This is a genomic window from Moraxella oblonga NBRC 102422, assembly GCF_001598275.1.
GTDB lineage: Bacteria > Pseudomonadota > Gammaproteobacteria > Pseudomonadales > Moraxellaceae > Moraxella > Moraxella oblonga.
Genome location: NZ_BCYQ01000005.1, coordinates 94988 through 108582, shown reverse-complemented (window position 1 = coordinate 108582; position 13595 = coordinate 94988). Strand labels below are relative to the sequence as shown.

Genomic DNA, 13595 nt, shown 5'->3' with positions numbered 1-13595 from the left:
TTTTTTATTACTCATTTGTCAAAAGTGTTGCTTATTATGCCATGATTTTGCCAAAATGTGTCAATCTCATTTGTACACTCACAAAAAACAATCACACAAGTAAGGTGTAATGTGCTAATATAGGCGGGTTTTCTTAGCTTTTTAGGGAATATCATGTCTAAACCACAATTTTTATTATCAAGTGTCGCCATTGCTGTTGCTGGTTTCTTTTTTACACAAGGTGTCGCAACTGTCGCGACTGCTTCTGACAAAGTGGGCTTTGAACCTACCACCGAACAAAAAGTAACCACTCGTCAAGTGGCACTACTCCTTGATAAGGCTCATTATCTTGACCAACCGTTGGACAAAGAGATGGGCAAAAAAGTGCTAAGTATGTACTACGATGCCCTTGACCCTAACCGTACCATTTTTTTGCAGTCTGACATTGATGAACTCAATGCCAAATATGCCGACAGTTATGCAGAACGCCTAAAACGGGGTGATTTGAGTGCAGGGATTGAGGTGTTTGAGCGTTATCGTACTCGCATGAATGAGTATTATAATACAGCCAAAACCTTGCTCGGTACAAATGTAAACTTAAAAACCAACCAAAGCATCATTCTTGACCGTGAAAAAGAGCCACGTTTTGCCAGTAAAGATGAACAGCTCAAATATTGGCACAACCAAATCACCTATACACTGATTGGTATCACACTTGGTCAAGAAAATGACCAAGCCAAAGATAAGGCTTTTTTGGACAACCCAGAACTTGCTCGTGGTCAAGATTTGGTCAAGGGTGATGAGCGTACACCCAGTCAGATTTTGCTAAACCGTCTAAACCGCCAACAACAACAACTTGCTCGCCTAAAAAATGACGAAATCATGGAAAGCGTGCTAAATAATGCTATGCTTGCCTATGATCCACACAGTAATTATTATGCCCCTGTGCAAGCCAACGAAATGCAAATCCAAACCAATTTGCAACTAGAAGGCATTGGCGTATCCATCAGACCTGACCGCAAAAATCCCGACTATATTCGCATTGTGAGTCTTGTTGATGGTGGTCCTGCCCAAAAAACAGGTCAAGTCAAAGCTAATGATTTGATTTTGGGAGTTGCCCAAGAGAATGGTCAGATGGTGGATACAGTGGGTTATACCACTCGTGAGATTGTGGCACTCATTCGTGGGGCAAAAGGCACGTCTGTAACCATCAAAATCAAACAACCCAACGCCCCTGACAGCTCGGCTCGAACTGTAACCATCGTGCGTGATGTTATCGCCCAAGAAGATGCTGGCGTTCATCACCGTGTGGTGGAGTTACCCTATGAAGGTGGCATAAAGCGTGTGGGTGTGATTGAGATTCCTAGCTTTTATCTTAACTTCAAAGCTCGCCGTAGTGGTGCAGACATCAATGACTATCGTTCGGTGAGTATGGATACTGAAAAAGCCATCAAAGCCCTAAACGAACAAAATATTGATGGCTTGGTGGTGGATTTACGCAACAATCCAGGTGGCTCACTTGATGAAGTTGTCAAAATGCTAGGGTTGTTTATCAAAGAAGGTCCTCTTGTTCAGATTCGTGATAACCGTGGCAACGTCCAAGTATTTGAAGATGGTGATGGCGGTAAACAGCTTTACACAGGCGATATGGCGGTACTTATCAATCTAGGTTCAGCGTCAGCATCTGAGATTTTCTCGGCAGCCATTCAAGACTATGGGCGTGGACTGGTGGTGGGTAATACCACGACAGGCAAGGGTTCTGCCCAGACTCAGCGTGATGATTTGGCATTAGGTTCAGCCACGCTTACCCAGCGTAAGTTTTACCGCATTAATGGCGGAAGTACCCAAAATAAGGGTGTTGTTCCTGATGTGGAGCTTGTAAACATCTATGAGGGTATTGAGTTTGGTGAGCGTGAATATAAAAACCCCCTAGAATGGGACACCATCAAACCAACCGAATATAAAGTTGAGGGCAAATACAGCAAATCTTTGATTGATGGGTTGATTGCCAGTTCTAAATCTCGCCAAGAGAGCGACCCACAGTTTAAATACTTGTTGGAGCTTAACGCCATTCGAGCTTTGGATGATGATAAAAAACCTGTAGATGTGAACATTGACAAACGCCGTGCCAAAAATACCATGATTGAACAAAAAACGCTCATGGCTGAAAATGCTCGTCGTCAAGCCACAGGTGAAAAACCCTATACTGACTGGGCAACTTATCAAGCCAGTATTGATGCTCTTGCCGAAGAACGCAGTTTGATGAAAGAACATGAACGCCCCAAATTGCCAGAGAGCGAAGCGTATATTTTAGAAACAGCACGACTGATGTTTGATGGCAAGAAGCAAATCAAATAAAACCATGCCCATGATATTACCAAGCTATGATTACAAATCTTAATAGTTTTGTTTCATTTGGTAATATTGTGGGCATATCGGTGTATTTGGTGTATACTGTTAGGATTGTGAATTTATTATGGAGTTGCCATGTATCAACAAAAAATCCGCCAACTAAAACAAATCACCCTAGCACTTGTGGCACTAAGTGTTACATCAATGGCTTATGCCAACGACAACCATTTGACGGTTGAGCGTGCTTACGAAGAGGGTTGGAGTTATGATCGTCCCGAACTGTGGGGAGAGTTAGAAGCAAATAAATTGTGCCGTATCGGCAAAGAACAATCCCCCATCAATATCACTCGTATTGCCAATCTCATGGGTGATACGGGTAAGTTATCATTGATTGACAGTTATAAACCACAGGATTTTTTGGTAAGAAATAATGGACACACGATGGTTTTTGAGGTGGCTGGACAAAGAAACAGCAAACTTTATATCAATGGTGTGCCATACAGCTTGATACAATTTCATTATCACACACCTAGTGAACACACAGTAATGAGTGCCCATTATCCAATGGAAATTCAATTTGTTCATCAAAATGCACAGGGCTATCTGGCGGTGGTGAGTGTGCTTGTCAATATCGGCAAACATAATGCTAATGTTGATCGGGTGATTTCTGGGTTGCCTCCACAGCTTGCCACCAATGGTGTGCTAAGGGATTTTGATGTTGATGCATTATTGCCCAAAGATGATAGTGTCTATGCCTATAATGGTTCTTTGGCAGAGCCACCTTGTACCGAAGGGGTGCAATGGTTTGTTAAAACTACACCCATTCACGCTGACAGCAAGCAGATTGGTGCGTTGTCAAAAATGCACGGTGACAACGCCCGCCCCATTCAACCACAAAACGAGCGTGAAGTGTGGTTGATTAAGTGATGTGTTGTTATTATTGATTATCCTTAAATGCAACCATGACCGCCATGTTGAGTTTGTCATGGCGGTTTAGGTTCTTGGCATAGAGGGCGGACGCAATCCCACCGTCCAAAAACAAGGCGTTTTGGCAACCCAAATCCTGCTTAAACACATTGGCAAATTGATAAAAATTGACAGCTTCATCACTGATGATGAAATGCGTGCGTTTGTCAGTGCAATCCACGCCGACACCATTTCTGATTTTGTAAGAAGTGCTTTTTGGGTCAAATCTGGGGTGAATTTGCCCATCAATAACAAGCATGGGTCCTGATTGGGTAGCATAGGTGGGCTTTATACCTTGTGCCAGTTTGTTAGCAAATGCAGGCGTGGTATCCACAAATGTACCCTCATGATTCCACCAAAAGACACCGTTTGGCATCAAATGAAAATTACCCTCACCATCATTGGTATTGAGTGGTTTTATGATGTTGCCATTGATGGCGGTGTAACCAATGGGGGCAAATGCTTGGTCATACATACCAGCATTCATTGCAAAAGTTACATCACCTTGCGTGGCAATCAACCGCTCAAAGGTATATAGGGTGGACTTGTCATTGCTTTGCCAGTGCAATGACAGACCATCAGCATTGTCAGCGACACAGCGTGTATGTGCAAAAGGTGTAGTTAGGGCGGTGCAAGGTGTATTTTTTAAGTTTGGTTTATTATCACAACCACCAATGAGTATCAATGATGATAAGATGCATAAAATAAAAATTGTTGGCATTAAAGTTACTGATGTTATTGTTGGGATTTTTGGGTTATTATAGCAGTTTTTATTGGGCATGCCCTTGATAAAATAACAAAAAATTGCTATGATTTGAGAGATTTTATATGATATAAAATCATTTTTTATCTGACTTTTATTTATTTTAGGAAATATCATGGCTATTGAGCGTACTTTATCTATCATCAAACCAGACGCAGTTGGCAAAAATCACATCGGCGACATCATTGCTCGCTTTGAAAAAGCAGGTCTAAAACCTGTTGCTATCAAATATAAGCACCTAACCCAAGCCGAAGCCGAAGGTTTTTATGCTGAGCATAAAGAGCGTGGCTTTTTTGCTGACCTAGTTGCATTCATGACCTCAGGTCCTGTGGTGGTGTCTGTACTAGAAGGCGAAAATGCAGTACTTGCCCACCGTGACATCTTGGGTGCGACCAACCCAGCCCAAGCCGAAAAAGGCACCATCCGTGCCGACTTTGCGGTAAGTATTGATGAAAATGCCGCACACGGTTCTGACTCTGTGGCATCTGCTGAGCGTGAAATCGCTTACTTCTTCGGTGCGGACGAGATTTTCCCACGTACTCGCTAATCTTGCATATGACGAAAAAACGACCACCTGTGGGTGGCCGTTTTTTTATGAATGAGTGGTAATTTGGTGGGGTTTGTGTGATAAGGTGTGGGGGATATACCGTTTTTTTTGGTAATGGTTTGGTAACAAGTAGGTTAAGTTGAGACTATAAAACCCAACATTTAAATTGGGGCTGACGTAGATAAGGTTCAAATTCCACACCATTTTCTCAAGGTTTTCAGCTTTTGTGATGGTGTACCATAGTTAAATCTAAACTCACATTCTTTGATAAAAAGATGAAAGTTTTTCTTGTCAATGCCGTTGTATTTTCTTAAAACACGCTTGGCTTGCGACCAAAAATTTTCAATACCGTTGATGTGGTTGTGGTCTTGTGCAAATTCTTTGGAATGGTTAATCCTAAAATGCTTAAAATTACTCACATCAAGAGCATTGTAGCTTTTGTAACTGTCTGTATAAACAATACTGTCAGGTTTGACTTTGCTTGTGATGATGGGCATCAATGTATCTGATTTAGCATCTTTAACAACAACGGTATAAACCCTACCATTACGCTTTAAAAGACCAAAAACAGCTGTTTTGCCACCTGCACCACGACCACGCTTGCCCTTGCGAATACCACCAAAGTAGCTTTCATCAAGCTCAATTTCGCCATCAAAGAGTTCTTTGGCTTCAAGATTAAGATTGTGCTCTATCACAAGTCTAATTTTGTGGTAAAATAATATGGCTGTATTATACTGAATACCAAGCAAATCTGCTGATGTTCTTGCAGTAACTTCTGCAACGAAAAATTCAAGTAGTTTTAACTGTACTTTTTTACTTATTTTACAATGGGTTATCTTCATATTTGCAGTATAGCATAGTTGCTAATCTACGTCAGCCCCTTTAAATTTAACCTTTGATTTTGTTGGGTTTTGTAAACTCAACCCAACCTACGGACTCAATGAGTTCACGAATTTGTTTGATGTCTATTGCTCGCACCTTAAATTTGATGGGAGTGGTCGGCAATCTTTATACACGCTTGTACAATGTGCCAAAATTGCTCATATTGCAACAAATTTTTGCAACGGATGGTAGTGAAATTTGTGAAAGTTTGTAAACTTAGTTGGTGGGGTGGGGCGATGGCTGGTATGTGAGTATCAAGGAGTATGCTTTGTTGTTAATTTTAAAAAAACGTCAATTTTACAATAGGTTGCCAATTATTTATAATACCATAAGCCCCACAACCAAAAAGTTGTTATGATGACTGATAACCATAGTTTTTTCACCAACCCCACACCCAAGCAATTTTATCATTTGATGTTGATTTATTTGGCATTGGCATTTGTTTTGGGGTGTTTTTTGACAAATGGGGGTATTGTTTTTATTGCAACTTTGCTAAGCTTGATATCATTACTTGGTGTTTATCTTTTTTCAAATAATGAAAAAGTTCAAGATAAAAAAGTAGTTAGAAAAGATATTTTCCACATATTTATAATGCCATTGATGATGTTGGTATTTTTTGTAACAAGTAGTGATTTATTTTCAAAGCCATTACCATTGTACAAATCACAACTAGAAACAACCACAGGCATTGTACCAGAAACCGCTCATTATGCAAAAGGAACAAAAGGCGGGGCTTACTTTTTACTTATCAATGGAATGTACTTTGTTTGTTCGGATAATTATTATTCTACTTGTAGTGATATTTATCAACACAAAGGCAAAATGGCAACAGTTTATTATGACAACAAAAGGGTTTATGAAATTGTAGTAAAAGATAATCCGCCGATTGTTGTCTATGATTTTGATAAAGAGTTAAAATATTATCAAGAAGTTAGGAATAAAAATCGTAAAGATTGGTTTTTTGCCTTTTTAATTTATGTATTACCTATGGTTTATTTTTATGTGATGCATCAACGAGCCGTTTCCTATTTGGTGGAAGTTAGTGATGATGAGTTAGATGAATTCTTATTAGAACAATCCAAACCAAAAACCAATACCAGCGTTAAATATGACGATTATGACGCACAAGGATTGATTATTTATATTCTTGGAATGATTTTATTGGCGGTTTGTATAATGCTTGGTGTGGTTGTTTTGTTTAAGCAAAGTTGGATTGGGTTTGTGGTTTGGTTGCCTATGCTTATGTTGGCAATTATGATGATGTATGTGCCTTATCAAACTGCCAAATATTATAGAGACATTCGCCTTGATTTGATTGATGATTATAACGATGATTATATGGAGAAATTGGAAAATGGACAAATCTTGATGCAAAGAATTGTAATTGGTGTGTTATTTTTATTGTGTTTGCTGTTTTTGAGTTTGGGTATTTTAGCATTGTTTGAATGGGAAGTGGGGCTTGTGATGTTTTGTGGGTCAGTGGTGGCAGGGCTTGCAATGTTAATTAAGCATTTATGGTAGGTTGATTGCTGTGCTTTTGTAAGTGTGCGTTTTGTTTGGACTTCCCTAAAAATTTTTTGTATAATAAGCGGTTAATTTTGTTTTTATAAAAATCCTATGCCAACCGCCCAAAAAATCCCTGTTGTTGCCACTTTTTGTCCGACCGATGACGGCAAGCAAGACCAATTTGCCAATAAAACCAACCTTTTGGGACTATCCAAAGAGCAATTGGAAGCCTTTTTTGAAAGTTTGGGCGAAAAAAAGTTTCGTGCCACCCAAGTGATGAAATGGATTTATCAGTTTGGCGTAACCGACTTTTATCAGATGACCAATTTATCCAAAAAACTGCAAGCGACATTGAGCGACAAGGCGTGCGTTGTGCCACCTAAGGTTAAGTTTAAGCAGTTTAGTGAAGATGGTACAAGAAAATGGGTCTTTGAAGTGGCAGGTGGTTCGCTTGTTGAAACGGTGCTGATTCCTGCTGAGGATTCTAAGGAATTTGGGCGAAAAACTTTGTGTATTTCATCACAAGTTGGCTGTGCTTTGGATTGTTCATTTTGTAGTACAGGTAAACAAGGCTTTGAACGAGACTTAACCCCAAGTGAAATCATCGGTCAGCTTTGGGTTGCCAACGCCTCTTATAATGAAGGGGTGTCGCCAGAAGAGTACAAAAATATGGTCACCAATGTGGTGATGATGGGAATGGGAGAACCGCTCTTAAATTATGAGCCTGTCGTTGCCAGTATGAGCCTTATGCTTGATGACAATGCCTATGGGCTATCCAAACGCCGTGTTACCCTTTCTACTTCTGGCATTGTGCCAAAAATGTACGAGCTTGCCAAAGACATTGATGTGGCGTTGGCAATCAGTTTGCACGCCCCCAATGACGAGCTTCGCAATGAGCTTGTGCCAATCAACAAAAAATACCCGCTTAGCGAGCTTATCCGTGCTGCCAAAGCCTATGTCTATGATGAAAACCCACGCCACAAAAAGCATATTACTATTGAATATGTAATGCTAAATGGGGTCAATGATACGGACGAACACGCTCATCAGCTTGTGGCTTTGTTAAAGGATTTGCCAAGCAAAATTAACCTAATCCCCTTTAACCCATTTCCACACGCCCCTTACCAGCGGTCTAGCAACAATCGTATTCACGCTTTTAGTGCCATCTTAAATCAAGCAGGCTTTGTTTGCACCGTACGCCAAACAAGGGGCGATGACATTGATGCCGCTTGTGGGCAACTGGTGGGGCAGGTGGCAGACAGAACCAGACGAGCGGCTAAATGGCAACAGAGCGTGGCAAAACGGCAGAATGTCGGTGGCTGATGATACAAAACAAATGTTACAAATTTGTTGTTATCTATGAGAAAGAGTTGGCAAATTTTTAGATAATTGTTAGAATGGGTTATTTATTGGATTGATGTGGTGAAATCATGAAAAAGATGGCTTTAATGTTAGCTACCATTACCGTGTTGGTGGGTTGTCAAGTAACCCAAAAAAGTCAAAGAATCAGCGGTACTTATCAAGGTGTTGCACCAAATGAGCGTGGTTCAGCTGACAAAACAGAGTTGGCTCGTGTACGGACGGCGATGGCAGCCCAATATATCCAAGAGCGTAAATTGGACGAAGCTCATAAACAGCTTGAAATCGCCTTTAAGTCCGACAACCGCTATGCGCCTGCCTATGACATGATGGGGAATTTGCTTAGACTAGAAGGTGGGTCAGCCAACCTACAAAAGGCAGATACCTATTTTCGCCGAGCGATTGCGATGGATCCAAAATTCATGCAAGCACGCAATAACTACGGTGTGTATTTGTCAGAAATGGGTCGTCATAAAGAAGCCATCGAGCAGTTTAGCCTTGTTGGTAATACATTGGGCTATGAAGGTAGGGCATCTGCACTGGAAAATCTAGGACGTACCTATCTAAAAATAGGACAAATCAAACTTGCCGAAGATGCCTTTAAACGTGCATTGGAAATCAACCCAGATACAGTGGTGGCAAGGATTGAACTGATTGATATTACCATTGACCAAAAACGCACGCTTCAAGCCAAAACTTACTATGATGGTTTAAAAGCACTTTGGCAAGCTTCTGGTGAATCTATGCCAGCTCGCCTTGCTTATCAGGGAATACGGTTGAGTGTGCTACAAAATAATCCGCAAGAGCGTCAGACACTTTCTACGCTATTACTTTCCCAATATCCTTTGAGCGATGAGGCAAAAAAATTGAAAACTTGGCTTAATAATCCTGTGGGAGTACCCAAAAAGTGAGCAACAATAATGAATTAAAAACATCACCCGATGGCTTTGGTCGCCGATTGGTAGAGGCAAGAAAGGCTCGTGGCTATTCGGTGGAGAAAGTTGCAGAAGAATTGAATATTTTAAAGCGTTATATTCAGGCTTTTGAGGAAGAGAATTTCTCTGCTTTGCCCCAGTTTATCTACGCTCGTGGCTTTTTGGTAAACTATGCCAAATTTGTAGGGTTGGACGGTGAAGAAATCGCTCGCCTATTTGAGAGAAGTTATCCTGATAATATGCGTCAAAAAGAGGTTGTCTCGCCACTGACGCCAATGGGAACAGTGGTGCGTGGTCGTTCGCTCATGCGTATCAATCTGTGGCTTGTTGCGGGTGTGATTGGCTTGGTGGTGTTTGGGTTTATTTTATTGAAAATCATCAATACGGCCACCAGCAAAAAAGAAGAACCTGATTTTACCACAAGTAGCCAAGTACTCACCCCAGCCGAGCAAGCACAAGGTGCTTCTATTGGTGGTTCTGGTTCGGCGATTAATATCGCTGGCAACAACACCAATCAAGTAAATGATGTGGCTATTTCTGATACAGGTGTGGTGGATATTTGGTCAAAAGGCGATGTCAGTATCAAAATTACTGATAAAAATGGCAATGTACTTATGCAAGGTCTGCAATCTCGTGGCGGTTATCAACTTAAAGGTAATGTGCCATTGACAGTGGAGATTGATAATCCTGCCCAAGTGGATTTGAGTTTTAACCAAAAGCCAGTGCGTTTGGGTGAATACACCAAAAACGGACGAGCCATGTTTAGTTTACAATAATCTTTTACATTAGGAATTTTTGTGTCAAATCATCACACCCCCATCACTCGCCGTCCCACTCGTAAAATTATGGTGGGCAATGTCGCCATCGGTGGCGATGCTCCCATTAGCGTGCAGTCAATGACCAATACCGAAACTTGCGATGTGGCGGCAACGGTCGCTCAAATACAGCGGTGCGTCGATGCAGGGGCAGATTTGATGCGTGTTTCTACCCCCACGATGGAGAGTGTTAAAGCCTTTGGTGAAATTCGTAAACAGGTCAATATTCCGCTCATTGCTGATATTCATTTTGATTATAAAATCGCTTTGGCGGTCGCCGAAGTAGGGGCGGACTGCTTGCGTATCAATCCTGGCAACATCGGCAATGAACAAAAAGTTAAAGAGGTCATCGCCTGTGCTAAACATCACGGCTTACCCATTCGTATTGGGGTCAATGCAGGCTCACTAGAAAAAGATTTACAAAAAAAATATGGCGAACCAACAGGGCAGGCGATGTTAGAATCAGCAATGCGTCATATTGATATCTTAGACCGTCATAACTTTTTTGATTATAAAATTTCGGTCAAGGCATCTAATGTCTTTTTGACAATGGACGCTTATCGGCTCATTTCAGCACAGGTGGATTGTCCCTTGCATTTGGGTGTAACCGAAGCTGGCGTGTATCGTACTGGTACGGTCAAGTCCGCTATTGCCTTGGGTGGATTGCTCTTAGAAGGTATTGGCGATACAATGCGAATTTCGCTGGCAGCCCAGCCAGAAGAAGAGATTAAAATTGGCTTTGATATTTTAAAGTCGCTTGGTATTCGCTCTAATGGCGTGAATTTTATCGCTTGCCCGTCTTGTAGCCGTCAAGAGTTTAATGTCATTAAGGTAATGACCGAGCTTGAAGCACGATTAGAGGACATTCGTGAGCCGATGGATGTGTCGGTGATTGGTTGTAAAGTCAATGGACCGGGCGAGGCAAAAGAAGCCGATATTGGTGTGGTGGGGGCAAGCCCTAATTCACTGGTGTATAAAAATGGCGATAAAAGTCATCTGATTGACACCAATAAATTGGTGGACGAAATTGAGGCAATGGTGCGAGAAAAAGCCAAAGCATTGGCAGAGAAAAGAGCCAATGAGATTATTAGGGTGGCTCAATAAGGATTAACGATGAAAAGATTGTTATGTGGATTATTTATTAGTTGTTTATCAATGCTTTGGGGTGTAACATTAACACCAGCTATGGCTGAAAACAAAATATCCAAAGCAGTTGCAAAAAACAATCAAATCATAACATCTAAAAAAATAACACCCAGCCATATTTTTGGTAAAAAAATTTTATTATCTTTGGTTTCTGCTGTTGAAGTTGGTTCACAGGTTAAAATGACTGCTGTGGAAAAACAATGTTTTATGAAAGATGAAAATGACACCATTAAAAATATGGTTAAAGAATTGTTGGATAAAAACCTAACAAAAGAGCAAAATATTTCCCTAAATAGTCTTTTTAATAGCCCTTATGGTGTTGCTTCTGATTTGATGTTAGATGGTGTAATGCCCGTGTCGGATTTAGTTGGTATTATTGAAGGTAATCAGGAAATCGAAATATTAATTGCTAAAGCAAGAGATTTAAAAGCAATAGAAGAAGCACTTTCTCTTTTGCATGATTTAAATCACTTAGATGATGAATATAAGCAACTAATGGTTCAATATTCTTTAAACAAATTGGTAGAATGTCAAATTTCTATTGAATAATAAACCAATGGCAAGGTGTGTATCACGACGCATTGGGACGATAACAAATAAGCGTTAATCATTCGTGGATATGAATTTAAGGTGGGCGATGTTATTTTTTTCAAATGGGTTTGATGAAGTAATCTATGATGAAAATCAGCCTTTTGAATTTGTCCAAATTGGCAAAGCAAATTGTTTAAAAAAGGATTAATGATGAAAAAATTGGCAATTGCAATCTGCCTAAGTTTTGCGACAATGGTTGGTGTTACAGGGTGTACATTTAATGCCACTAAGTCTGTGATGCACAGCGGTCAAAAAAATGTCAGAGAAGTATTATTTAATGATAATATTATCGCCATTGCCAAACCTGCGACCGTGATTGATGGTTATCCGAATGCATTGATTTTTGTAGGTAATACCAATGATTATTTGCTTAATGGCAAAAAAGATTTGGCAATGATTTTAGATGAGTTGGATTTGACGCATTTAACAATAAAAGCTGTGAGTGATATAAGTTTATCGGAACAAGGATATTATGAAGGTACTATGGATTTGGTTTACCTTAAAGGGGTAAATGCCTTATCCGATAAAGAAAAAATGATTTTGCAACAAGTTGGTGCAGTTTATCATACAAATGAGCGTTCTGATGAATATATGCAAAAGTTAGAGCGATTGGATATGCCTTATAAAAATCGTGAAGAGTTTTTTATTCGCAGTGAATTTAAAATGATACCGATTGAAAAAACTTTTGCAAAAACTGTGTATCCTGCAATTTCAGCACCAAGCAGAATGATAGAGTTTTATACTGTGGGAGCAAAAACTCCAAAGGCAAAACAGTAATGTTATTACCTGTGGCGGTTATTGGCGATATTATCACCAGCCCTTTGCAATGGCTGTTAAGCTGGAAATCTGGCGGATAATGTTTGGTAAAAATAACAGCCTTTTGATTTAATAGTAAGGTGCGTATCACGCACCAATAGAAGTGTAAATCTTGAATGGTGCGTATGACGCATTTTAGGGTTTATCCAATGATGAATTGAATGAATATTTAAAGAAAATTGTTTGATGATGAAAATCAGCCTTTTGAATTTGCCCAAATTGGCAAAGCAAATTGTTTAAAAATGCTGTGTCATTGCGAATATTAAGAACACAAATTAGTAAATTAAGCAATGATGAATTAAAAAGACTCGCACCCAGTTTGGCTAAATAAGTAGTGTTTTAGATAGAGAAATGATAATGAACAGATTTACCCAAGTATTTACCGCTTTAACCATCGCCTTATTAACAGCGTGTAGCGGTCTAAGTACCAATCATAGTCAATCATCTATAAGTCAAAATCAAATCAGTCAAAATCAAAACGGTCAATCTGGGGCGTATGCCAAACGACTTGGCGAAGAGTATATGGGTTTTGTGGTGGGTATGATACAAGGTGATAGTTTAACAATGCTATCGCCCAATAAAAAAGCGTGCATTTTAGCACCGAATGAGCCGATGAATGCCCTTGCCAAGCGTCATTTGCAAGGTTATTTGACGGCTGATGAGCTTTTGATTTTGGATAATTTGGAAGTGCAATATCCAAAAAGTGATTATTTAACGGCGGATAATTTTTATCCTGTCAAAGAAGTCATGTCGTCAGATACCAAAGATAAATTAGCCAAAATCAAAGCATTAAATTTGGATAAAAAAGTCGCTCAAGCGGTTGCTGTGCTGTTATCAAAACCAGATGCCAAAGAGCAAAATAAAGAGGCTGTATTTGATGCGTTTTATGAGCTTGCCAATCGGCGATTAAAAGATTGTGTGGGCGTGCAATAAAGTTA

General features: G+C 40.1%; 13 protein-coding genes. 11 read left to right on the top strand and 2 right to left on the bottom strand.

Annotated elements, in window-relative coordinates; all coding sequences use genetic code 11:
• Window positions 1-153: 153 nt before the first annotated feature.
• A complete protein-coding gene (locus MOB01S_RS01365) occupies window positions 154-2337 on the top strand; it encodes a carboxy terminal-processing peptidase (RefSeq protein ID WP_066800478.1) in 2184 nt (727 codons plus the stop codon).
• Window positions 2338-2466: 129 nt separating this feature from the next.
• Window positions 2467-3258 carry a carbonic anhydrase gene (locus MOB01S_RS01360; RefSeq protein ID WP_066800475.1) on the top strand — a complete coding sequence of 264 codons (792 nt, stop codon included), beginning with the start codon at window positions 2467-2469 and terminating at the stop codon, window positions 3256-3258.
• A gap of 10 nt (window positions 3259-3268) precedes the next feature.
• On the opposite strand, the gene MOB01S_RS01355 is transcribed toward MOB01S_RS01360, so the two are convergent.
• Window positions 3269-4018, bottom strand: a complete 750-nt coding sequence (locus MOB01S_RS01355; RefSeq protein WP_084349569.1) for a phosphodiester glycosidase family protein — start codon at window positions 4016-4018, stop codon at window positions 3269-3271.
• A 157-nt stretch (window positions 4019-4175) separates the two neighbouring features.
• Between MOB01S_RS01355 and ndk the strand changes: the two genes are divergently transcribed.
• Window positions 4176-4607 carry a nucleoside-diphosphate kinase gene (gene ndk / locus MOB01S_RS01350; RefSeq protein ID WP_066800469.1) on the top strand — a complete coding sequence of 144 codons (432 nt, stop codon included), beginning with the start codon at window positions 4176-4178 and terminating at the stop codon, window positions 4605-4607.
• 188 nt (window positions 4608-4795) lie between these two features.
• Here the strand turns inward: ndk and MOB01S_RS01345 are convergent, their stop codons facing one another.
• Window positions 4796-5449 (bottom strand): IS1595 family transposase, encoded by a 654-nt coding sequence (locus MOB01S_RS01345; protein ID WP_066800466.1) that lies wholly within the window; start codon window positions 5447-5449, stop codon window positions 4796-4798.
• A 694-nt stretch (window positions 5450-6143) separates the two neighbouring features.
• On the opposite strand from MOB01S_RS01345, the gene MOB01S_RS01340 reads away from it, so the two are divergent.
• From MOB01S_RS01340 to MOB01S_RS01305, 8 genes are all read left to right on the top strand, one after another.
• Window positions 6144-7010: a hypothetical protein gene (locus MOB01S_RS01340; protein WP_157073857.1), complete on the top strand. Its 867-nt coding sequence runs from the start codon at window positions 6144-6146 to the stop codon at window positions 7008-7010.
• 96 nt (window positions 7011-7106) lie between these two features.
• A complete protein-coding gene (gene rlmN / locus MOB01S_RS01335; RefSeq protein WP_066800460.1) occupies window positions 7107-8318 on the top strand; it encodes a dual-specificity RNA methyltransferase RlmN in 1212 nt (403 codons plus the stop codon).
• Between the two features lie 107 nt (window positions 8319-8425).
• Window positions 8426-9265 carry a tetratricopeptide repeat protein gene (locus MOB01S_RS01330; RefSeq protein WP_066800458.1) on the top strand — a complete coding sequence of 280 codons (840 nt, stop codon included), beginning with the start codon at window positions 8426-8428 and terminating at the stop codon, window positions 9263-9265.
• The gene (locus MOB01S_RS01325) at window positions 9262-10065 is read left to right on the top strand and encodes a helix-turn-helix domain-containing protein (protein WP_066800455.1); all 804 of its coding nucleotides are present in this window, start codon (window positions 9262-9264) and stop codon (window positions 10063-10065) included. Before MOB01S_RS01330 ends, MOB01S_RS01325 begins: the two co-directional genes overlap by 4 nt.
• Window positions 10066-10086: 21 nt before the next feature.
• A complete protein-coding gene (gene ispG / locus MOB01S_RS01320; RefSeq protein ID WP_084349567.1) occupies window positions 10087-11208 on the top strand; it encodes a flavodoxin-dependent (E)-4-hydroxy-3-methylbut-2-enyl-diphosphate synthase in 1122 nt (373 codons plus the stop codon).
• Window positions 11209-11217: 9 nt separating this feature from the next.
• The gene (locus tag MOB01S_RS01315; protein WP_066800453.1) at window positions 11218-11799 is read left to right on the top strand and encodes a hypothetical protein; all 582 of its coding nucleotides are present in this window, start codon (window positions 11218-11220) and stop codon (window positions 11797-11799) included.
• A gap of 192 nt (window positions 11800-11991) precedes the next feature.
• Window positions 11992-12618, top strand: coding sequence for a YidX family protein (locus MOB01S_RS01310; RefSeq protein WP_066800449.1), 627 nt, complete (start codon window positions 11992-11994; stop codon window positions 12616-12618).
• Window positions 12619-13014: 396 nt separating this feature from the next.
• Window positions 13015-13590, top strand: a complete 576-nt coding sequence (locus MOB01S_RS01305; RefSeq protein WP_066800446.1) for a hypothetical protein — start codon at window positions 13015-13017, stop codon at window positions 13588-13590.
• Window positions 13591-13595 lie beyond the last annotated feature (5 nt).